Origin of the sequence: Actinoplanes sp. TBRC 11911 (genome assembly GCF_012933445.1) — a bacterium.
In the GTDB taxonomy this organism is placed as follows: Bacteria; Actinomycetota; Actinomycetes; order Mycobacteriales; family Micromonosporaceae; genus Actinoplanes.
Genome location: NZ_JABBNC010000007.1, coordinates 77,810 through 99,227, shown reverse-complemented (window position 1 = coordinate 99,227; position 21,418 = coordinate 77,810). Strand labels below are relative to the sequence as shown.

Annotated in this window: 19 protein-coding genes and 1 riboswitch; of the genes, 15 read left to right on the top strand and 4 right to left on the bottom strand. The window is 70.9% G+C overall.

All coding sequences use genetic code 11. The features are described from left to right. The first annotated feature begins 151 nt into the window (after nt 1–151). The 7 genes from HH310_RS12805 to HH310_RS12775 all read left to right on the top strand — a co-directional run bounded on the left by HH310_RS12805 (nt 152) and on the right by HH310_RS12775 (nt 5,245). Nucleotides 152–847, top strand: a complete 696-nt coding sequence (locus tag HH310_RS12805) for a response regulator transcription factor (protein ID WP_169175734.1) — start codon at nt 152–154, stop codon at nt 845–847. A 78-nt stretch (nt 848–925) separates the two neighbouring features. Next, nucleotides 926–1,243, top strand: a complete 318-nt coding sequence (locus tag HH310_RS12800) for a hypothetical protein (RefSeq protein ID WP_169175733.1) — start codon at nt 926–928, stop codon at nt 1,241–1,243. A 52-nt stretch (nt 1,244–1,295) separates the two neighbouring features. Further along, on the top strand, nt 1,296–2,402 hold the full coding sequence (locus tag HH310_RS12795) for a putative T7SS-secreted protein (RefSeq protein ID WP_312034016.1): 1,107 nt from the start codon (nt 1,296–1,298) through the stop codon (nt 2,400–2,402). 37 nt (nt 2,403–2,439) lie between these two features. After that, nucleotides 2,440–2,826 carry a contact-dependent growth inhibition system immunity protein gene (locus HH310_RS12790; protein WP_169175731.1) on the top strand — a complete coding sequence of 129 codons (387 nt, stop codon included), beginning with the start codon at nt 2,440–2,442 and terminating at the stop codon, nt 2,824–2,826. A gap of 33 nt (nt 2,827–2,859) precedes the next feature. Beyond that, a complete protein-coding gene (locus HH310_RS12785) occupies nt 2,860–3,849 on the top strand; it encodes an ABC transporter ATP-binding protein (RefSeq protein ID WP_169175730.1) in 990 nt (329 codons plus the stop codon). After that, nucleotides 3,846–4,844 (top strand): ABC transporter permease subunit, encoded by a 999-nt coding sequence (locus HH310_RS12780; protein ID WP_169175729.1) that lies wholly within the window; start codon nt 3,846–3,848, stop codon nt 4,842–4,844. The genes HH310_RS12785 and HH310_RS12780 overlap by 4 nt, the downstream gene beginning before the upstream one ends. Nucleotides 4,845–4,933: 89 nt before the next feature. After that, the gene (locus HH310_RS12775) at nt 4,934–5,245 is read left to right on the top strand and encodes a DUF3263 domain-containing protein (RefSeq protein WP_169175728.1); all 312 of its coding nucleotides are present in this window, start codon (nt 4,934–4,936) and stop codon (nt 5,243–5,245) included. A 2-nt stretch (nt 5,246–5,247) separates the two neighbouring features. Here HH310_RS12775 and HH310_RS12770 read toward each other — a convergent pair whose 3' ends face one another. Beyond that, nucleotides 5,248–7,458, bottom strand: coding sequence for an AAA family ATPase (locus HH310_RS12770; protein WP_169175727.1), 2,211 nt, complete (start codon nt 7,456–7,458; stop codon nt 5,248–5,250). Between the two features lie 131 nt (nt 7,459–7,589). Between HH310_RS12770 and HH310_RS12765 the strand changes: the two genes are divergently transcribed. From HH310_RS12765 to HH310_RS12750, 4 genes are all read left to right on the top strand, one after another. Beyond that, the gene (locus tag HH310_RS12765; RefSeq protein ID WP_169175726.1) at nt 7,590–10,328 is read left to right on the top strand and encodes an alpha/beta fold hydrolase; all 2,739 of its coding nucleotides are present in this window, start codon (nt 7,590–7,592) and stop codon (nt 10,326–10,328) included. Beyond that, on the top strand, nt 10,325–11,179 hold the full coding sequence (locus HH310_RS12760; RefSeq protein ID WP_169175725.1) for an ABC transporter permease: 855 nt from the start codon (nt 10,325–10,327) through the stop codon (nt 11,177–11,179). Before HH310_RS12765 ends, HH310_RS12760 begins: the two co-directional genes overlap by 4 nt. A gap of 85 nt (nt 11,180–11,264) precedes the next feature. Continuing rightward, nucleotides 11,265–11,400: riboswitch (SAM riboswitch) on the top strand. Nucleotides 11,401–11,411: 11 nt separating this feature from the next. Continuing rightward, nucleotides 11,412–12,695 (top strand): threonine synthase, encoded by a 1,284-nt coding sequence (thrC, locus tag HH310_RS12755; protein ID WP_169175724.1) that lies wholly within the window; start codon nt 11,412–11,414, stop codon nt 12,693–12,695. 1,032 nt (nt 12,696–13,727) lie between these two features. After that, on the top strand, nt 13,728–14,705 hold the full coding sequence (locus HH310_RS12750; protein ID WP_169175723.1) for a GNAT family N-acetyltransferase: 978 nt from the start codon (nt 13,728–13,730) through the stop codon (nt 14,703–14,705). Here HH310_RS12750 and HH310_RS12745 read toward each other — a convergent pair. Continuing rightward, complete coding sequence (locus HH310_RS12745) at nt 14,644–15,129, bottom strand: hypothetical protein (RefSeq protein ID WP_169175722.1); 486 nt, start codon at nt 15,127–15,129, stop codon at nt 14,644–14,646. The two genes, HH310_RS12750 and HH310_RS12745, sit on opposite strands and share 62 nt — an antisense overlap. Beyond that, nucleotides 15,129–15,638 carry a GNAT family N-acetyltransferase gene (locus tag HH310_RS12740; protein ID WP_169175721.1) on the bottom strand — a complete coding sequence of 170 codons (510 nt, stop codon included), beginning with the start codon at nt 15,636–15,638 and terminating at the stop codon, nt 15,129–15,131. Before HH310_RS12740 ends, HH310_RS12745 begins: the two co-directional genes overlap by 1 nt. Nucleotides 15,639–15,734: 96 nt before the next feature. Between HH310_RS12740 and HH310_RS12735 the strand changes: the two genes are divergently transcribed. The 4 genes from HH310_RS12735 (at nt 15,735) to HH310_RS12720 (ending at nt 20,769) form a co-directional block, all read left to right on the top strand. Further along, complete coding sequence (locus HH310_RS12735; RefSeq protein ID WP_169175720.1) at nt 15,735–16,664, top strand: hypothetical protein; 930 nt, start codon at nt 15,735–15,737, stop codon at nt 16,662–16,664. A 297-nt stretch (nt 16,665–16,961) separates the two neighbouring features. Then, nucleotides 16,962–18,584, top strand: a complete 1,623-nt coding sequence (gene groL / locus HH310_RS12730) for a chaperonin GroEL (RefSeq protein WP_169175719.1) — start codon at nt 16,962–16,964, stop codon at nt 18,582–18,584. A gap of 104 nt (nt 18,585–18,688) precedes the next feature. After that, on the top strand, nt 18,689–20,488 hold the full coding sequence (locus tag HH310_RS12725) for a glycerol-3-phosphate dehydrogenase/oxidase (RefSeq protein WP_169175718.1): 1,800 nt from the start codon (nt 18,689–18,691) through the stop codon (nt 20,486–20,488). Continuing rightward, nucleotides 20,485–20,769 carry a DUF4031 domain-containing protein gene (locus HH310_RS12720; protein ID WP_169175717.1) on the top strand — a complete coding sequence of 95 codons (285 nt, stop codon included), beginning with the start codon at nt 20,485–20,487 and terminating at the stop codon, nt 20,767–20,769. Before HH310_RS12725 ends, HH310_RS12720 begins: the two co-directional genes overlap by 4 nt. On the opposite strand, the gene HH310_RS12715 is transcribed toward HH310_RS12720, so the two are convergent. After that, the gene (locus HH310_RS12715; protein ID WP_312034012.1) at nt 20,766–21,401 is read right to left on the bottom strand and encodes a metal-dependent phosphohydrolase; all 636 of its coding nucleotides are present in this window, start codon (nt 21,399–21,401) and stop codon (nt 20,766–20,768) included. The two genes, HH310_RS12720 and HH310_RS12715, sit on opposite strands and share 4 nt — an antisense overlap. Between the last annotated feature and the right edge of the window lie 17 nt (nt 21,402–21,418).

Below are 21,418 nucleotides of genomic sequence, written 5' to 3'. Positions count from 1 at the left end.
GTGGCGCACGGCGTTCGCTCGCTACAACGCCGGCCGCCCCGGCGAGTTTGCGCAGGCTGCTTGCGAATCGCGGCAGGTGGGGATGCGGGTCGGACGACGGCGTGCCACCAACCCGTCTGGGGACAGCGCGACCACCAGGTCCGTCGATAGCATGGCCGGCGTGACCGATCCGGCCGTGGAACCCGCCGGCGGCGTGAGCCGGCCGGTGCGCGTGCTCGTCGTCGACGACGACGCTCTGGTGCGCGCCGGGCTGACCATGATGCTCGACGGCGCCGCGGGCATCGCCGTGGTCGGTGAGGCCGCCGACGGCGAGCAGGTCCCGGCTGCAACCGACGCACACGCCCCCGACGTCGTCCTCATGGACCTGCGCATGCCCCGGATCGACGGCATCACCGCGACCCGCCGCCTGCGCGGCCGCCCGCACCCGCCCGAGGTCATCGTGCTGACCACTTTCGACACCGACGAGAACATCCTGCACGCCCTGCGGGCCGGCGCCAGCGGCTTCCTGCTGAAGGACACCCCACCCCCGCAGATCGTGCACGCGGTCCGCCAGGTGGCCGCCGGCGAGCCGATGCTGTCCCCCGCGGTCACCCGCCGCCTGATGGACCGGGTCGCATTCCAGGCCGGCACGTTCCAGCAGGCCCGAGGCGAACTGGCCGCCCTGAGCCCCCGCGAGCGCGACGTGGTGCTGGCCATCGCCCGCGGCCAGTCGAACGCCGAGATCGCCGCCGAGTTAACCATGACGGTGGCCACGGTCAAGGCCCACGTCTCGCACATCCTCACGAAGCTGGCCTTGGACAACCGCACCCAGATAGCCCTCCTGGCCCACGACGCCGGCCTGGCCTGACCCGATTCGACGATCACCGTCGATGTTGCCGCGCGGTCCTAGCATCGTCGCTGAGCGTCACGACGGGGGTGGGCGACCATGGATGGACCGGGTTTTCACGTCGAGGTCGACGTGCTGGAGGCCGCCGCGACCGGCATCGCGCAAAGTGTGGCGGATCAGCGCGAATCCGCTTTAGACGAGCTTGATCGCGAGGAAGCCACCTACGGCCACGCCGGGGTGCACCAGGAGATGGAGAACCTCTGCCGACGGTGGGGCGACGGCCTCGACATCCTGGTCAAGGACGCCGACGCGATCGCCGAGATTCTCACCGCGGCGGCGACGGCCTACCGCGAGGCGGACGCTTCGGCGGCGGGACGGCTGACCTCCGACCCGGCGGAGAGGGTCGTCGATGACTGAGCTCGGCGCGACTCATGACCCTCGTGCCCTGGTACCGGGCGATCCGGCCACGGTGGCCGCGAACGCGAAGGCGCTTCAGGTGCGCGCCGGCCACCTTGAACTGACGGGCGACGGCCTGGCAGACATCGATGCAGGCGGCTGGCAAGGCGTCGCGGCGGACGAGTTCCACGTGAAGTTCAGCTACGAGCCCAACAAGTGGTACTCGGCTGCCAACTCGCTGGCCACCGCCGGAGATGCCCTCACTACGTATGGGCACACGCTTGAGTGGGCACAGGGCCAGGCGGCCGAGGCGATCCGGCTCTGGGACGAGGCCGCAGCCGAATCCGCGCGAGCGCGCGGCGCCTACCAGCAAGCCGTGGCGCAGACTCCGCCCGGCCAGCTGATCGCACCGTTCATGGACACCGGCGAGCCGGGCCGGCAAGCCGCGCTCGACACCCTGCGTATTGCGCGAGACCAGGTCGAAAGCGCCGGGAAAACCGCCGGGCGCTTCCTCGCCCAGGAGGCGGACGCCGCCCCGGAGAAGTCAAGCTGGCTGCACCAGGTCGGCGACTTCGCGCGGAACGTGGGGGCCAAGGTCGTCAACGGATTCGCTTCGTTCGGCAACGCCATGGTGCACCACCCGGGAGAAACGGCCGCGTTGGCCGGAGGGATCGTGCTCACCGCCGTCAGCGCGGCCGGCGACGGGCTGGGGTTCGCCCTCGACGCCACCGGCGTGGGGGCCGTCGTGGGCACGCCCCTCAACATGGTCGCCACCGCGGGCGTGGTGGCGGGCGCCGGCATCACCGGAGCGGCCACGACCTCGCTGATGCAGCACGCTGCCGGCGAGGACGCGGTCTCTCCGGTCAGCGGCAGCAGCCCGGCGCGGTCGGTGCCGCGCAAAACCGATCGGCTGAAGGAGCATCTGACCGAGAAGGACCTCGACGCGGCGAGCCGGGAACTTAAGGGCGAGGTCGTCGCGACCAAGTCCACCGGCCAGCCATGGGATCACGTCGACGAGGTCCAGAACGCCCAGCGCGGTCTCGTCAAGCGCATCGATCAGCTCAAGCGGCTTCTCGGCGACGCCCGGGCCTCGGAGGCCGAGAAGGCCGCTTACCAGGAGGAACTCTCCGAGGCGAGCCGATTGCTCGACCACTCGGAACAGTTCGTGCCGCGGCCCTAGGATCCACACGTCGACGATGGGAGGAGGTGATCTCGCGATGTCCGAGGAGCGGTCGCTCGAGGAGATCGAGGAGGACTACTGGGGGGATCCGCCCGCCGGGGCCACGCGGCTCGTCGCGACTGTTCACGGGCTTCGGCGGCGGCCGGTGGGCAGCCTCGACACCGAGGACCTTCGGGTTCTCATCGGGCAGAAGGTGGGGCTGGGGGCGCTGCTGCCGCTCGCGCTCGACCGGCTGGAGGAGGATCCGCTGGCCGAGGGTGACTTCTACCCCGGGGACCTTCTCGTGGCGGTGCTGCGCGTTCCGCGCGACTACTGGGCGGGGCATCCCGAGCAGCACGTACGGGTGAACGGTGTGGTTGAGCGGCTCGGGGCGGGAGACCTGGATGACACTCTGCGAGATGACATCACGGCGTTCCGCGCATAGCGGACATTGACGAAGTTGCCTAGAGTCTCGCGGATGAGTCCCGTACTGGAGATCGCCGGGCTGCGGAAGACGTATCGCAGCCGCAAGGGCGTACGGAAGGCGCTGGACGGCTTCGACATGGTGGTCGAGGCCGGGCAGGTGCACGGCTTTCTCGGGCCCAACGGCTCGGGCAAGACCACCACCCTGCGTACGCTGCTCGGCCTGATCAAGCCCAACGGCGGGCGGATGGCGCTGCTCGGCCAGGAGGTGCCGGTCAACCTGCCGCGGGTCGCGGGGCGGGTGGGCGCGATTGTGGAGAGCCCGCAGTTCTTCGGCAACTTCACCGCACGGGACACGCTGTCGCTGCTCGCCGACGCGGGCTGCGTGGACCGCAACCGGGTCGTCGCCGTGCTGGAGCTGGTCGGGCTGCGGGACCGCGCCAAGGACCGGGTCAAGACGTACTCGCTCGGCATGAAGCAACGGCTCGCGGTCGCGTCCGCGCTGCTCAAGGAGCCGGCGCTGCTGATCCTGGACGAACCGGCGAACGGGCTGGACCCGGGTGGCATCCGGGAGATGCGCACGTTGATGCGCACGCTGGCCGAGTCCGGCATGACCGTCGTGCTGTCCAGCCACATCCTCGCGGAGATCCAGCTCATCTGCGACTCGGTCACCATCATCTCGGCGGGACGCCGGGTGGCGTACGGGAAGGTGGCCGACGTGCTCGCGCAGCACGCCGAGGCCGGCGGCGTCAAGGTGCGGCTGGAGCCGGGGGTCGACACGCGCAGCGCGGTCGAGCTGCTGCGGGCCAACGGCGCCCAGGTCACCGTCGAACATGACCACTTCACGGTCGGCAACGCCGGGAACCCGGCCCAGATCACCCGGATCCTCGCCGAGAAGCAGATCTACGTGAGCGAGCTGAGTCCGCTGGCCGCCGACCTGGAGAGCGTCTTCCTGGAGATCACCCAGACCGCCCCGGTGGACGGCAAGAACCGACAAGTCGACCAGACCGCGATGGCGCCGGCGCAGGGCGGGTGGGGCGAATGAGCCTCTACCAGGCGGAGACCCGGCGGCTGCTCAAGCGCCGCTTCACCCGGCTGTTCGTGCTGGGCGGCCTGCTCATCCTCGCGGCGGTCGCGGCCGGCACGTTCCTCACCAGCGAAAAGGTCGGCCCCGATCAGATCGCCGCGGCGCAGCTGAAGGCGCAGAACGAATACCGTTCGGCGCTGGCCGATGCCGAGAAGGTGAAAGCGGACTGCGCGGCGGCCCAGGGCGCCGCGGACGCCCCGGACTGCGCGAACCTCTACACCCCGACCCCGGACAATTTTGCGGCCGAGTGGTACATGCCGCCCACATTCGACTTCCGCGAGAAATTTCCGGATATGGTCACTACGCTGGCGGCGATCATGGCGGTGGTCGCGTTCATTGTCGGCGCCAGCTTCGTCGGGGCCGAGTGGAGCAGCGGCGGCATGATGAACCTGCTGCTCTGGCGACCCCAGCGGATCCGCGTGCTGAGCACCAAGCTGGCCGCGTTCCTGGTCGGGGTGACCGCGCTGACCGTCGTCCTCGCCGCCGCCTGGACCGGCCTGTTCGTCCTCATCGCGCACGCCCGCGGCAGCACCGCCAGCATGACCTCGGGCGCCTGGCAGTCGATGGCCCTGATGGAGCTGCGCGGCCTGGGCCTGGTTGTCGCGGCGGGCACTCTCGGCTTCGGTCTCGCCTCGATCGGCCGGCACACCGCGATGGCGCTCGGCGCGGTCGTCGGCCTGGTCATCGTCTTCCAGTTCGGTCTCGGCACGGTGCTGAACCTGGCCCACGTCAAGTTCTTCGAGGCCTACCTGATTCCGGTCTGGATGATCGCCTGGATGAGCAAGCGGTACACGATCCAGGACACCTCGTCGTGCGACTTCAGCGCCACCAGCGGCTGTCAGCCGGACACGCTCACGCTCACCTGGCAGATGGCCGGCACCGGCCTCGCCGCGATTTTTCTCCTCGTTGTGATTGCTTCTCTGTGGACGATGCGTAAGCGAGACGTGACATGAGGTAACGTCGAGCTGCCCATGCGGAGGGAGGGCCGCCAGCATTTATGCTGGCGGTTCCGCTGCAGTCGTGCATTCGTTTTTGGAGCGCCATGGAGCCCAACCCCGCTCCACAAGAGCAGGACCAAGAGCCGGAGCACATCCCCGCTCAGCGCGCGCCGGAACACTCCGAGGCCGCCCTCGACGATCGCGAGCTGCAGATCCTCGAGTTCGAGAGCCGGTGGTGGAAGCACGCCGGCAGCAAGGAACAGGCGATCCGGGACACGTTCGGCGTCTCGTCCACGCGCTATTACCAGCTGCTCAACACGCTTCTCGACAACCCGGCCGCGCTCGAGCACGACCCGGTGCTGGTCGGCCGCCTGCGGCGCCTGAGATCCACCCGAGCCCGTACGCGTCGTCGTTGACCTCAGCCGCGCTGGTGGTTTTCCGCGTACGCCTCGAGCCACCCCACCTGAACCGGATCGAGCGACGCCCGCACCCGTTCCCGCGCGTTCGCCACGTTCGCCGCGGTTACCGTCGTCGCCTCCAGCGAGTCCCGCATCGCGGCCAGCGCCGACTCCCGGATCAGCGCCGCACAGTCGGCAGCCGAGAAACCGGTCAGCTCGGCCCCCAGCTTTACCAGGTCGACCGACTCGTCCAGCGGAACGGTCTGGGCCGACGCCCGCAGGATCGCGGCCCGCGCCTCGGCGTCCGGCGGCGGCACGTAGACCAGGCGTTCCAGCCGGCCGGGCCGCAGCAGCGCCGGGTCGATCAGGTCGGGCCGGTTGGTCGCCCCGACCACGACGACGTTGCGCAGGTCTTCCACGCCGTCCAATTCGGTCAGCAGCGCGGCCACCACGCGGTCAGTGGTGCCGCCGTCGGTCGCCTGGCCACGGGTCGGCGCGAGCGCGTCCACCTCGTCGAGGAAGACCAGCGTGGGCGCCGCTTCCCGGGCCCGGCGGAACAGCGCCCGCACCGCCCGCTCGCTGTCGCCGACCCACTTGCTGAGCAGCTCGGCGCCCTTGACCGAGAGCACGTTCGCGCGCCCGGTGCCGGCGATCGCCTTCACCAGGTATGTCTTGCCGCAGCCGGGCGGGCCGTAGAGCAGGACACCGCGCGGCGGGGACACCCCGAGCCGGGCGAACGTGTCCGGATAGGTCAGCGGCCACAGCACCGACTCGGTGAGCACCTGCTTGACCTCGGCCATGTCGCCGACGTCGTCCAGGGTCACGGCGGCCACCTCGAGCGTCGAGTCGGCCATCGAGGTGGGCCGGACCACGTCGAGCGCGGCCTCGAAGTCGGCCATCGCCACGGTCGGTGACTCGGACTCCTTCTGGCGCAGGGCGGCGCGAACACCGGCCTCGCGGGCCAGGGCACCGAGGTCGGCGGCCACGAAGCCGGGGGTGCGGCCGGCGACGTCGTCGAGGCGTACGTCCTCGGCCAAGGGCATGCCGCGGGTGAGCACGCCGAGCTGCTCGCGGCGCATCGCCGAGTCGGGCAGCGGCACGGCGAGCTGGACCGCCAGCAGGTCGGGCGCGCGCAGCGACGGGTCGACCGACTCGGGACGGCTGGTCGTGCACACCACCGCCACGCCGGCGCCCACCACCTCGGCCAGGATCTGCCGGAACACCGTCGACAACGGGCCGGGCTCGTCGCGCGGGGCGAGCGCCTCGACGTCCGAGAAGATCAGCACGGCGGGCTCGGGGCCGCGGGCGTCGCGGACGAGCTGACGCAGCCGGCCGGCCGCCGCGTCGTTGGTCAGCGCCGCGAGCTCGGGCGCCCAGACCGGCACCACCCGCGCGCCCACCTGCGCCGCCACCGCACGCACCAGCGCCGACTTGCCGGAGCCGGACGGGCCGGAGATCAGCACGCCGAGCGACACCTTGGTGCCCAGCCGGGTCAGCACCTCGCCGTGGTGGAAGCCGAGATCGAGCAGCTCCTGCAGCTCCTTGGCCTGGGCGCGCAGGCCGGGCAGGTCGTCGAGGCTAGGCGGCGGCACCTCGGGGTCGGTGGAGGCGGGCGCGTGCGGCCGGACCGCCGCCGCGGGACCGTGCGTGGGGGCCGCGAACTGCCCGTCCGCCCAGCCCACCACCGTGTCCATGGTGACCAGGGCGGCGTCCGCGTCCTCGACCGCGACGACGGTGAGCAGGGTGCTGGTCCAGGCGTACCCGACGCGGTTCGCCAGGCTGCGCCGGGCCGCCTCGACCAGCGAGCGGTTGCCGGCCTCGGGCAGCACGTCCTGCGGGAGCAGCGAGACGTCGTCGCCGGAGCTGACCACCTTGCCGAGCAGGGCGAGCCGCAGCATCTCCGGGGAGACGACGGCGACGATCTCGGCCGGGCCGCTGAGCGTCACCCGCCGGGCCGCCACCACCGGCAGCGGGGCGATCGTGACCTGGCCGCCGTCGCGCATACCGAGGTTGCCCAGGGTCAGGTCGTCGGCGTAGAGCAGCGCCCGGCTCGCGGGGGTCTCGGTGCGGGCGGCGACGCCTGCGGTCGTGCGCGGACCGGTCAGGCGTACCGGATCGCCGGGGTTGATCGCCAGCGCGGCCATCACCTCCGGGTGGAGGCGGACGATGCCTCGGCGAGCGTCGAGAGCGGCCGGACGCAGGGTGACGGTGAGCGTCAGTTCGTCAGCCACAGAGAGTGCCTTCCATTCAGAGCCGGCTCCGATCGTCCACGCTATCGCCCGGAACAAGCTGAGAGTCCCCGACCGGTTCGCTGAGAGCTTTCACAGGCAACAACCTGGGCATCCCGGTTACCGTTCACGGCATGTCTGGGCTGCGCCGATTACGGATGACCCGCGGACGCCTCATCGCCTCCGCGGTGGTCGTCGCATTGATCGCCGCGGTCGTCGGCTGGGCCGCCTGGCCGGATCGTGACTCGTGGACCACGCACGATCAGATGATCGCGATGCTCACCGGCCCGGACCGCAATCAAGCGGTCTCCATCGACACCCGGCTCTACTTGCCCGATGATCGTTCCGGCAAGGTCCCGGCGGTTCTGCTCGCGCATGGCTTTGGCGGCACCAAAGAGTCGCTCGACACCGACGCGAAGAAGCTGGTGCAGCGCGGCTACGCGGTGCTGACGTATACCGCGCAGGGGTTCGGGCACAGCGGCGGGCAGATCCATCTGGACAGCCCCGACTACGAGGTGCGCGACGCGGAAGGACTGCTCGACTGGCTGGCCGCCCGCCCGGAGATCCAGACCGACGCGCCCGGCGATCCGCGGGTGGCGGTGGTCGGCGGCTCCTACGGCGGGGCGCTGGCGCTGCTGCTGGCCGCGCAGGACCACCGCGTCGACGCGATTGTGCCGTCCATCACATGGAATGACCTCGGCCACGCCTTCCTGCAGCAGTCCGCGGACACGAGCGCGACCGGCGTGTTCAAGAAGGGCTGGGCCGGCATCTTCTTCGGCAACGCGGGTGCGGTCCCGGCCGGTCAGAGCACCGCCACCAGCGGCATCGACCCCGCCTGCGGCCGGTTCGCGCCGGACGTGTGCGCCGCCTACTTCTCGCTGGCCACCGCCGGGCACCCCGACCAGAAGACGCTCGACCTGCTGCACCGATCCAGCCCGGCGCCGGTGCTCGATCAGATCAAGGCGCCGACACTGCTGATCCAGGGCGAGGTCGACTCGCTCTTCCCGCTCTCCGAGGCGGACGCCAACGCCCGGGGCATCGCCGCGACCGGTACGCCCGTGCGGGTCGCCTGGTTCACCGGCGGGCACGACGGCGGCGTGGGCCCGAAGACCGACCAGGACCGGGTGCAGTTCCTGACCGCCCAGTGGCTCGACCACTACCTCAAGGGCGAGGGGACGGCGCCGGCGTCGAGCTTCACGTACTCGCGGGTGGCCGGGTTCAGCGCCGAGGATCGAGGGCTGGTCACGAACGGGTACTCGGTCAAGGCGTACCCGGGGCTCGGCGGAACCGAGACCACCCGGCTGGACCTGACCGGCCCGGCGCAGCCGATCGCGAACCCGCCGAACGGGAACCCGGCCGCGCTCTCCTCGCTGCCCGGCGCCGACGCCCGGCTGAGCACGCTGCTGGCCGGCACCGTCAACGACATCCCCGGACAGCACGCCACCTTCGAGTCGCCGCCGGTGCGCAGCGCGGTCGAGGTGGCCGGCGCGCCGACGCTGCAACTACGGGCGGCGTCCCCGACCGGCGAGGCCACGCTGTTCGTCAAGCTCTACGACGTCGACCAGACCGGGGCCGAGACGCTCACCGCCGGCCTGATCGCCCCGGTCCGGCTCACCGGACTGCCCAGCCTCATCGACCAGGCCCGGCCGGTGCGCGTCACCCTGCCCGGCATCGTCCGCGAGATCGCGCCCGGCCACCGCGTGCGGGTCGTCGTCGCCACCACCGACCAGGCCTTCCTCTCGCCGACGCAACCCGCGACCTACACCGTCGCGCTGGGACCGCAGCTCACGCTGCCGACGCTGGTGGGCACGCCGATCGCCAACCCCGAGGCCATCTGGTGGTACGTGCTCGCGGCGGTGCTCGTGGCGCTCGCGATCGGACTGCTCGTGGTGCTGGTGTTGCGCCGGCGGCGGCTGCGTCGACGCGATCGGCCGGCCGAGCCCGAGTTCGCCGAGACGCCGCTGGTCGTGCGGGACCTGCGCAAGGCGTACGCGGACGGGTTTGTCGCGGTGGAGGACATCAGCTTCACCGTGGAGCGCGGCCAGGTCGTCGGGCTGCTCGGCCCGAACGGCGCCGGCAAGACCACGACGCTGCGGGTGCTGATGGGCCTGACCATGCCGACCGAGGGGGAGGCGCTGGTCTTCGGTCACCGCCTGGTGCCGGGCTCGCCGATCCTGTCCCGGGTGGGTGCGCTGGTCGAGGGGCCGGGCTTCCTGCCGCATCTGACCGGGCTGGACAATCTGAAGGCGTACTGGACCGCGACCGGCCGCCCGCTCGAGGACGCGCACTTCGACGAGGCGCTGGAGATCGCCGGGCTGGGCGACTCGGTGCATCGCAAGACCCGCAAGTACAGCCACGGCATGCGGCAGCGGCTGGCCATCGCGCAGGCCATGCTGGGGCTGCCCGAGCTGCTGGTGCTGGACGAGCCGACCGACGGGCTCGATCCGCCGCAGATCGCCGAGATGCGCCGGGTGCTGCGCCGGTACGCCACCGGGGGCCGGGCGGTGCTGGTCTCCAGCCATCTGCTGGCCGAGGTGGAGCAGACCTGTACGCACGCCGTGGTGGTCAACAAGGGCCGGATCGTCGCGTCCGGCCCGGTCGACGACATCGTCGGCGAGTCGCCGTCGGTGCAGCTCGAAGTCTCCGACGTGCCGGCCGCCGAGCGGATCCTGATCCGGCTGGGCGTGCGCTCGGTGACCCACGACGGCAATTCCGGACTGATCGTGGACATGAACGGGACACCGCGCGCCGAACTGGTGGCGACGCTGGTGCGCGAGGGCGTGGACGTCGACCGGGTGGTGCCCCGGCGCCGCCTCGAGGACGCCTTCCTGGCCCTGGTGGGCGACAACTCGGTGGGGAGTGGGGACCGATGACCGCGATGGGGTACCGGCCCTCGGCGACGCTGCCACTGTGGGCCGAGGTGCGGCGGCAGGCTTCGCGGAGGCGTACGCAATTAGCTCTGGGGTTCATGGCGGCCTTGCCGTTGATCGTGCTGATCGCCTTCGAGCTCGGCGGCAACCGCACCGACGACGACCCGAACGACGTGGGGCCGTTCGGCAGCCTGAACGACCTGGCCACCTCGGGCGGGCTCAACTTCGCGTTGTTCTGCCTCGCGGTGTCGGCGGGGTTCCTGCTGGTCGTGGTGGTCGCGCTGTTCTTCGGCGACACGGTGGCGAGCGAGGCGGGCTGGGGCAGTCTGCGCTATCTGCTGGCGGTTCCGGTGCCGCGCGCCCGGCTGCTCGGCGTCAAGCTGGTGGTGGCCGGCGGGTATTCGCTGGTGGCGTTGCTGCTGCTGACCGGCGTCGGGTTGCTGGCCGGCACGTTGCGCTACGGCTGGCATCCGCTCGGCAGCATGGTCTCGTCGCAGATCCCGGAAGCGTCGGGCCTGGTGCGGGTGCTCGCGGTGGCCGCCTACCTGGCGGTGAGCCTGCTGGTGGTGGCGGGGCTGGCCTTCCTCGCGTCGGTGCTCACGGACGCGCCGCTGGGGGCGGTCGGTGGTGCCGTGATGGTGTGGATCCTGTCCAGCATCCTCGATCAGATCAACTCCCTGGGCGACGTACGGGACGTGCTGCCCAGTCACTACGGCAACGCGTGGATCGGGTTGCTCTCCACCCCGGCCCAGATCGATGACCTTGCCAAGGGGGCGATCACGTCGATCCTCTACGCGACGCTCTTCTGGGGTCTCGCGTTCTGGCGCTTCACCAAAAAGGACATCACTTCGTAGGATCGGATGTTGAAGTCGCTCACACCTCGGGACACACCGATGAAGATCGTGACGCGACGTCGTAAGGTGATGGACACAACTGAAGACCTCATCCAGAGGGGCAGAGGGAACGGCCCTGTGAAGCCCCGGCAACCACCACGCATGTCTCGATGGCGAGGCCGCGCGCGGAGAGGTGCTAATTCCGTCCCTGGTCGGCAGATCGCCGCGGGGAAAGATGAGAGGGAAGGCCTCCATGACGTCCGCCGTCAGTGCACCCAGCGCTACCCCCACCTCACCCGCTCGCGGGCTGGTCTGCCGCGCCTGCGGCGCCGAGTACCCGTTGGCCGCGCAGCACGCCTGTTACGAATGTTTCGGCCCGCTCGAGGTCGCGTACGACCAGGCGGCGCTCGCGCGGGTAACCCGGGCCGACATCGAGTCGGGCCCGCAGAACATCTGGCGGTACGCCGCCCTGCTGCCCACCGGGCAGGACCCGGCTCAGCGGGTCACCCTCAACCCGGGCATGACCCCGCTGGTCGCCGCGCCGGCGCTGGCCTCGGCGATCGGGCTGCAGGCGCCGCTGTACGTCAAGGACGACTCGGCCAATCCCACGCACTCGTTCAAGGACCGGGTCGTCTCGGTGGCGCTGACCGCCGCCCGCGGGCTCGGGTTCAACCGCTTCGCCTGCGCCTCCACCGGCAACCTGGCCAACTCGGTGGCCGCGCACGCCGCCCGGGTCGGCGCGCCGAGCATCGTGTTCATCCCGTACGACCTGGAGCAGGGCAAGGTGATCACAACCGCGGTGTACGGCGGTGACCTGGTCGCCATCGAGGGCTCGTACGACGACGTGAACCGGCTCTGCGGCGAGCTGGTCGAGACCGACGAGTTCGAGGACACCGCGTTCGTCAACGTGAACGTGCGGCCGTTCTACGCCGAGGGCTCCAAGACCCTCGGGTACGAGGTGGCCGAACAGCTCGGCTGGCGCATCCCGGCGCAGGTGGTGATCCCGATGGCGTCCGGGGAGCTGCTCACCAAGATCGACAAGGCGTTCTCCGAGCTGGTCGAAATCGGTCTGGCTACCGCTCCGGCCGACGGGTGGACGGTCTTCGGCGCGCAGTCGGAAGGCTGCAACCCGATCGCGACGGCGCTGCACCGCGGCACCGACGAGATCATCCCGGTGAAGCCGACCGGCATCGCGAAGTCGCTGAACATCGGCGACCCGGCCGCCGGGGCGTACGCGATCGAGGCGGTCCGGCGTACCGGCGGCTGGATGGACTACGCGAACGACGAGGAGATTCGCGCGGGCATCCGCTTGCTCGCCGAGACAACCGGGGTCTTCGCGGAGACGGCGGGCGGCACCACGGTCGCGGTGCTGCAGAAGCTGGTGGCCGCCGGAAAGCTCGACCCGTCGAAGGAGACCGTCGTCTACAACACCGGCGAGGGGCTGAAGACGATCGATGCGGTGGCCGAGCAGGTCGGGCCGACATATCAGATCAAGCCGTCGCTGCGCGGGGCCCGGGAGGCCGGCCTGCTGGGATAACGCTGGGTGACGGCGTATCAGCCAATCGTCAAATTTTCCAACCGTCGAGGACTTGCGCACCGATCTCAACCTTCGGCAGGATGCTCTCTTGCGGGAGGACGAGACGCCGTACGCGGAACCTCACTAGAGCTTGGCGACAATCTCCGAGGAGCCCAACGACCCAGTGCCGGAGGCGCTGTGTGTCCCTCCTCCCGACCACGTGCCGGGGTGCCCCTGTCTGCGGGAAGCGCAGACGGGGGCACTTTGGTTCCTGCCTGCCGAGCTTAAGTAGTTCCTGCTCGGGACCGTTACTCGGCGTCCCTATGGCTGGGGCGTTCCGAGCGGTGGTTGCGCTTCAACCGTTGTGCTTGGTCCAGGCGCAACGCTTGGTCCTGCTGCGGGCCTTCTCAGCGGGGGCTGCTTTTTTCGCGCCGCCGGTCGGCCTCCGCCACCCCGCCGCCACTCCTCTCGCATATCCGATATTTCCTGAGATTTGTCGGCAGGAACGAGTTGTAGACCACGACCGACGCGCCGATACCGGCTTTGGCGGCGCACGTTCGGGTCGGCTGGGACGCTGGACGGGTGGGCTCGGCGCGCGGCGCGGCGCTTCCATTCCGTGAGACGGGCGACCGCCTGCTGAGACCCGCGTCCGCATCATGAACCTGCCGTCCACGATGTGGGACGTGCGTCCATTATAGAGAGTGTTTTCGTCACGTAATGAGGCTTTCGTCCGGCAGATTTCTCCGGCCGAATGTGAACCTTGGATAGTTATGGCTCGTATGTGGGCGTAACTCTCCAAGGTTCACAAAAATCCACGATGTGACCGCGGTGTCCACATAGCGGGACCGGCCCGGCGGCGAACGGATCACCGCAGCGCCTGAGCTCTGGCACAACCGCGCCACCGGCCACGTCGACCGCGGCCCGGACCACCTCGGCCCGCCGTGACCAGGGCACGCCGCCAACAACCACGGTTAGGACTTACTCGTCCGCCCTCCGCCTGTGCGCTTGCTAAATCGCTCGCATTGATCAGCGTTGGGGTGTTGGGTTGCCGCCATGGTTGTGTCGGTTGAGGCGCTTGGTGAGGCCGCGGACGCGTTTGAGATTGACCGGGCCGCGTGGGAGATGGACTATCCGGACATTCCGCATCCCACTCTGCGGGAGTTTCGGAAGGATCTTGCGCTGCCGGACCCGGGGATCGAGACCGAGCATTACCTGGGGTTACTTGACGGGGTGGCGGTGGGGCATCTGGCGATTCAGATACCGCGGCGGGACAACCTGGACAATTTGCTGGTCAAGCTGGCCGTGCACCCGGCGCGGCGGCGCTGTGGGGTCGGGCGGGCGCTGTTCGGGCGGGCCGTGCAGCGGGCGCGTGAGCTCGGGCGCAAGAACGTGGCGGGGGAGAGCGTGCGGCACCAGGTCGCGGGCTCGGCGTTCGCGACCGCGATGGGGGCGACCGCCGTGCTGGACGAGACCCGCAGCCGGCTCGACCTGCCGCCGGGTGATCCGGGGCGGCTGGACGAGATGCTGGCGGAGGCGCGCGAGCACGCGAGTGACTATCGGGTGGTCCGCTGGGACGGCGTGCCGCCCGACGAGATCATCGACAGCGTCGCCGTCATGCTGGGCAGCTTCCTCGGCGAGGCGCCGCTGGGTGACCTCGCGTGGGAGGCGATGAACGTGGACGCCGACCGGCTCCGCGAGGACGAGCGGCGCCGGATCGAGCGCGGGCGGATCGTCTACAACACCGGTGCGGTCCACGACGGCCGGGTGGTCGCGCTGACGTCGATCATGGGCTCGCTCGCGCGGCCGGAGCACGCGTGGCAGAGCATCACGCTGGTCGATCCGGCCCATCGTGGCCACCGTCTGGGACTGCTGGTCAAGCTGGTGAACCTGGCCTATGCCCGTGAGCGGCAGCCGGGTCTCGCGGCGATCGACACGTTCAACGCCGGGTCCAACGAGCACATGGTGCGGATCAACCGCGCGATGGGGTTCCGGCCGGTGGGCGCGGTGTCCTACTGGCAGTGGACCGGGTGATCCGGAGCAGCCACGGCCGCAGCGGCCGCGCCGGGTAGTTGCCCGCCGCGAGACCGGCCCGCACCTCGAAGATGTTGCGGGCGTGCCAGGTGCCGGTCAGCGCCCGCGACCAGCCACACGCCGCCCAGTAGGCCGGCCAGAAGAGCGGTCCCAGAAACGCGTACTGGCCGGCGTGGTGCTGCTCGTGGCCGAACAGCGCGGCCCGCTGGTCGTCGAGCAGCCACTCGGCCGGGTGGCGGGTCAGGATCACCGAGCCGACCGTGAAGCAGGCGGCGGGCGGGATGCGCGGGCGGTAGCCCTCGGCGATCAGCATGTGGTCGCGAGCCTCGCGGACGCGGGCGCCGGTCAGGCGGGCGATCAGCAGGCCGGCGCCGGTGGTGCCGTTGACCGCGGTGACGAGCCGTCGCGTCCGGTGGCGGTCCATCAGATCCGCCGGCGCATCCGCAGCTCGGTCAGGACCGGGACGACCGGATGCGGCACGCGCTCGCCGGTGTCCTCGAAACCCAGCTTCTCGTACGCCCGTACGGCCCGCCCGTTGCCGGTCACCACCTCGAGCATGAGCCCCTCGCGACCGGCCGCCCGCGACCAGGACGCCACCGCCTCGACCAGGTCGGCCAGCACCTTCCCGCCGCGGTGGGCCGGCGTGACGTACACCGCGAAGATCACCGTCTCGTCCGGCGACCCGGCCATCACCGTGCCACCGGCGTGCCCGATCAGCCGGCCCCGGCCACCCGGGTCGGCCACGAACTGGGCGAGCTGCCCGCCGCGCGCCGCCTGGGCCAGCCGCCGGCGATAGCCCTCGTGCGAGCGGGCCGCGTGCTGCGCCAGGGTCTCCAGATACGCCAGCGGGTGGTCGGCGAGCATCTCGAGGCGTAGCGCCCGCATCCGCGCCGCGTCGTCGGCGGTCACCCGGCGCACGTTCCACCCGTTCATGGGGTCCTGATTACCGCGCCCCGGTGGGCGGCGGCAACCCGGTTGCCGGGAATCGGACGGGTGGCGCCGTCCCGGGCTCTGCGGCAAGGTGTTCGGATGACCGAGCCCGAGGACGCCATGCGGATGGTCGAGGGCCCGGTGGTGGAGCGAGCCGACCCGTTCGACCCGTTCGATCCGGAGGGCGGCACCGTCGAGCTGGCCCGTCCCGGCGCGCCGTCGCCGGCGGCGTGGCCGCGTGACCCGCTGGCCCCCGCCGGTGACCTGCGCGGCTGGCTGGCCGGCCTCGCGTTCGTGCTGCGGCGCTGCACCCTGCCGATGCTGCCGGCCGCGGCGCTGGCCGCCCTGCCGGCGCACTTCTTCGCCGGCCGCGTCGACGACACGGTGGTGGCCGCGCCCGCGCTCTCCGAGGCGGCCGGCGTCTTCGGGCTGTTGCTGCTGCCGCTGATGTGGCTGGCGTACTTCGCGGTCGCCGCGCTGCCGTACGTGATCCTTCTCGCCGGCATGGCCGGTGTCGCGGTCCCCGCCGCCTCGGGCGCCCGGTCCGGCCTGCGCACGGCCTGGCGGCTGGTGGCATACCGATTGCGTGGGCTGTGGCTGTGGCTGGCCGCGTTCGGCGTGGTGGTGCAGGCCCTCGGGCTGCTGCTCACCGCGGACCGGCTGGGCTCGGCGCCGGCGGCTCAGCTCGCGGTCGCGCTGGGGATCGCGGCGGTGGCGTCGCTCACCATCACCGGCGTGCTCGGCTGCGTGGTCCTGATCGAGGGCGGGCCGGGACTGAGTCGCGCGGCGCATCTGCTGAGCCGCCGGACGGCCGGGCCGCTGGTGGTGGCGTCGCTCGGCGTCCTGCTGCTGCCCCGGGTGGGCGAGCTGATCGCGGGTGGGCCCGGTTCGACGATCGCGGCGGTGGGGGCCATCCTGGTGTGGGCGGCCGCGGCCGTGGTCACCTACGCGCAGGCCCGGTTCGCCGACCGTACGGCGGTGAGCAGTTCCCGGCTGCTGGGCGAGCTGGAGGCGTCCGGCGCGGCGTGATTCCGCCCTCGGCGTACGGGTCCTCGCAAGGGCGTCGTTTCCTTGCACTCGCCCCGGGGGAGTGCTAAACAAGTCATTGGCACTCACGACTGTTGAGTGCCAAGCAGGTCGGGGCGGTGGGGTTCCGGTCGCGGCGCCGCCATCGGTGCCGGGGCACGGGCCGGTCGTCGCGGGCTATCCGGCTCGGCCTGAGGACGTCACATCGCCAGGTGGTGACGTCCGCAGAGTTCCGCAACGTGTGCGGGGCGCGGGGTCCTAGCGACCCGGCACCGCGAATGTCCAGGAGGACAAAGCCGAATGCCCAAGATCATTGCGTTCGACGAGCAGGCTCGTCGGGGCCTCGAGCGGGGTATGAACCAGCTCGCCGACGCCGTCAAGGTGACGCTCGGCCCCAAGGGTCGCAACGTCGTGCTCGAGAAGAAGTGGGGCGCTCCCACCATCACCAACGATGGTGTATCCATCGCCAAGGAGATCGAGCTCGAGGACACCTTCGAGAAGATCGGTGCCGAGCTGGTCAAGGAGGTCGCGAAGAAGACCGACGACGTCGCCGGTGACGGCACGACGACGGCGACCGTCCTGGCCCAGGCGCTGGTTCGCGAGGGTCTGCGCAACGTGGCCGCCGGCGCCAACCCGATGGCCCTGAAGCGGGGCATCGAGGCCGCCGTGGCCAGCGTCTCAGAGGGGCTCCAGCAGCTCTCGAAGGAGATCGAGACCAAGGAGCAGATCGCCTCCACCGCCTCCATCTCGGCCGGTGACAACACCGTCGGCGAGATCATCGCCGAGGCGATGGACAAGGTCGGCAAGGAAGGCGTCATCACCGTCGAGGAGAGCAACACCTTCGGGCTCGAGCTTGAGCTCACCGAGGGCATGCGCTTCGACAAGGGCTACATCTCGGCGTACTTCATGACCGACGCCGAGCGCATGGAGGCCGTCTTCGAGGACCCCTACATCCTGATCGCGAACAGCAAGATCTCCGCGGTCAAGGACCTCCTCCCCGTGCTGGAGAAGGTCATGCAGGGCGGCAAGCCGCTGGTGATCATCGCTGAGGACGTCGAGGGCGAGGCGCTGGCCACCCTGGTCGTCAACAAGGTGCGCGGCACCTTCAAGTCCGTCGCCGTCAAGGCCCCGGGCTTCGGCGACCGCCGCAAGGCCATGCTGGAGGACATCGCCATCCTCACCGGTGGCGCGGTCATCAGCGAGGAGGTCGGTCTCAAGCTGGAGAACGCCGACCTGAGCCTGCTGGGCTCCGCCCGGCGGATCAGCATCACCAAGGACGAGACCACGATCGTCGACGGTGCCGGCAACTCCGACCAGATCCAGGGCCGGGTCAACCAGATCCGTGCCGAGATCGAGAAGTCGGACTCCGACTACGACCGTGAGAAGCTGCAGGAGCGCCTGGCCAAGCTGGCCGGCGGCGTTGCGGTCATCAAGGTCGGCGCGGCCACCGAGGTCGAGCTGAAGGAGCGCAAGCACCGCATCGAGGACGCCGTTCGCAACGCGAAGGCGGCCGTCGAGGAGGGCATCGTCCCCGGTGGTGGCGTCGCGCTGGTGCAGGCCGGCAAGACCGCGTTCGACAAGCTGGACCTCAAGGGTGACGAGGCGACCGGCGCGCAGATCGTGAAGCTCGCGCTCGACGCCCCGCTGCGTCAGATCGCCGTGAACGCCGGCCTCGAGGGCGGCGTCGTGGTGGAGAAGGTGCGCAACCTCGACGCTGGTCACGGCCTCAACGCCGCGACCGGTGAGTACGTTGACCTGCTGGCCGAGGGCATCATCGACCCGGCCAAGGTCACCCGCTCGGCGCTGCAGAACGCCGCGTCGATCGCCGCGCTGTTCCTCACCACCGAGGCTGTCGTTGCCGACAAGCCCGAGCCCACCCCGGCCCCGGCCGGTGCGCCGGGCGGCGGGGACATGGACTTCTAAGTCCTACGCGTCAACGAGGGCGGGTCGCTTCGGCGGCCCGCCCTTCCGCGTCCGCGAGCAATATCCCTCGCGTAGGTGACACCTGCGGGCGCTAACGTGGGACGGTGCGCGATCCCTCCGTCTCCCGCTACACGGCCGGCAGGCTGTCCCCGATCCGCCGCGTGGCGGATCTGCAGCGCCTGCGCAACGAAGAATTCGACGTCCTGGTCATCGGCGGTGGGGTCACCGGCGCCGGTGCCGCCCTCGATGCCGCCTCCCGCGGTCTGAAGGTCGCCCTGGTCGAGGCCCGTGACCTGGCCGCGGGCACCTCCAGCCGGTCCAGCAAGCTGATCCACGGCGGCCTGCGGTATCTGGAGCAGCTCGAGCTGCATCTGGTGCACGAGGCGCTCACCGAGCGCGGCCTGCTCTCCACCCGGCTCGCGCCACATCTGGTGCGGCCGTTGCCGATCCTGGTTCCGCTGCCGGCCGGCAATCCGGTGGTGCGGGCGGGGCGCCGGGGCTACTACGGGATGGGTGTGGCGACGTACGACGCGTTCGCCGGGGTGTTCGGCACCGGGCGGGGCATGCCGCTGCACAAGCACCTGAGCCGCGGCGGCACCCGGCAACTTTTCCCGAGCCTGCGGGCCGACGTGGTGTCCGGCGCGATCCGCTATTACGACGGCCAGGTGGACGACGCCCGGCTGGTGGTGACGCTGGCCCGCACGGCGGGCAGCCTGGGCGCGGCCGTGGTGACCAGCGCCCGCGTGGTCGGGTTCCTGCGCAAGGCCCGCGAGGTGGTCGGGGTCCGGGTCCGCGATCTCGAGTCGCCCGACTCACCCGAGTTCGAGGTGCGCGCCCGCACCGTGGTGGCCGCCACCGGCGTGTGGAGCGACGACATGTCGACCATGCTGCACGACGTCGGCGTCCGTCCCGGCCTGCGGGTTCGCGCCTCGAAGGGCGTGCACCTGGTGGTTCCGCGGTCGGCGATCACCGGCGAGGCCGGCCTGATCCTGCGTACGCCCACGTCGGTGCTCTTCGTGCTCCCGTGGGGCGGCCATTGGATCATCGGCACCACGGACACCGACTGGCAGCTCGACCGGTCCCATCCGTCCGCGTCCGCGCGCGACATCCGATACATCCTCGACCAGGTCAACCAGGTGCTCGACCGGCCGCTGACCACCGACGACATCGAGGGCGTCTACGCCGGTCTGCGGCCGCTGCTGTCCGGCGAGGCCGACTCGACCTCCAAGCTGTCCCGCGAGCACGCGGTCATCGAGCCGATGCTCGGTCTGCTGCTGGTGGCCGGCGGGAAGTACACGACGTACCGCGTCATGGCGGCCGACGTCATCGACATGGCGGTCCGCCGGCTCGGCGGGACGCGGCGGCCGTCGCGCACCGACGAGCTGCCGCTGCTCGGCGCCGACGGCTACCAGGCCGCGTGGCGCGACCGGCAGGACACGGCCCGGCGGCACGGCGTCACCACCGGCGTGGTCGAGCATCTGCTGGAGCGGTACGGGACGCTGTCCATGCACCTGCTCGCCATGATCGCGGCCGAACCGGAGCTGGCGACCCCGCTCGCCGGCGCCCCGGAGTATCTGGCGGCCGAGGTCGCGTACGCGGCGCTGGCCGAGGGCGCGCTGCACCTCGACGACGTGCTCACCCGCCGCACCCGCATCTCGATCGAGACGGCACACCGCGGCACCGAGTCCGCCGAGCACGCCGCCGTGCTGATGGGTGAGGCGCTGGGCTGGGACGCCGCCGTCCGCGAGCGCGAGGTCGAGCACTACCTGGCCCGGGTCACCGCCGAGCGGCAGTCGCAGACCATGCCGGACGACCTGACCGCGGACGCGGCCCGGCTGGGCGTACCGGATGTCCGGGGAATTGCCGCTGACCGCGGGGATGATCTGCTCGAGATCGACCTTTGATCTTCGTCGACGAACCGCGATGGCCCGGCCGCGACCGCCTCTGGTCCCATCTGGTCAGCGACCTCTGCTACGAGGAGCTGCACGTCTTCGCCCAGATGCTGGGGGTGCCGCCCCGGGCCTTCGACCGGGACCATTACGACATATCGGAGTTACGGTTTCGCAGCGCGGTCTGGCTCGGCGCCACCCTGGTGCCGTCCCGGGAACTGGCTTTCCGATTACGGGCGTCGGGGTTACGCCGGCCTAAGCATCTCCACCCCGCCGACCGGCCCGAACCGGACTAAAGCGTGGCCATCTCCTGGGTGAGGTTGGCGCGAGCCTTCTCCTCCCACTGCTCGCGCAGCGGCGCCAGGCGGTAGATCGAGGGCAGCTCCAGCAGCGCCTTCAGGACCTGGGTCCGGCCGGTCTTGAAGTCGTCGTCCGGCACATGGGCGTACTCCCGGCGAATTGCCTCCGTGTACGCCCGGTACGCCTCCTCGTCGCCGGCCAGCACGGCGAGGTCGGCGTCGCAGAGCAGTTCCCCGTCCGGGTCATCGGCCTCGGTCGCGTGCCCGGCGGTCAGCCCCACCAGACGCGCCACCTCCTCGGCCGTGGCCGCGGGCACCCCGAGCGTGGTCAGCAGCCCCGCGGCGAACTCGGCGCTGTCCCGCTCGTTCGCGTCGCCGAGCGCGCGCGGGTCGTACACCGCGTCGTGCATCCACGCGGCGAGCTGCACGCGTTCCGGATGCGGGGCGAGATCGGCGTACCGGTCCACCACGTCGAGGACCTCGGTCAGGTGCGTGACCGTGTGGTACTGCCGCTGCGGCTCGGACCAGCGGCCCACCAGGTATCCGGCGGCGGCGTCCAGGTCGTCGTCCGGCACGGTCGCCCCGGCCGCCCGGGACGCCGACCGGAATCGATCTACGAGAGATGTCACGCGGGTAATCCTGGCAC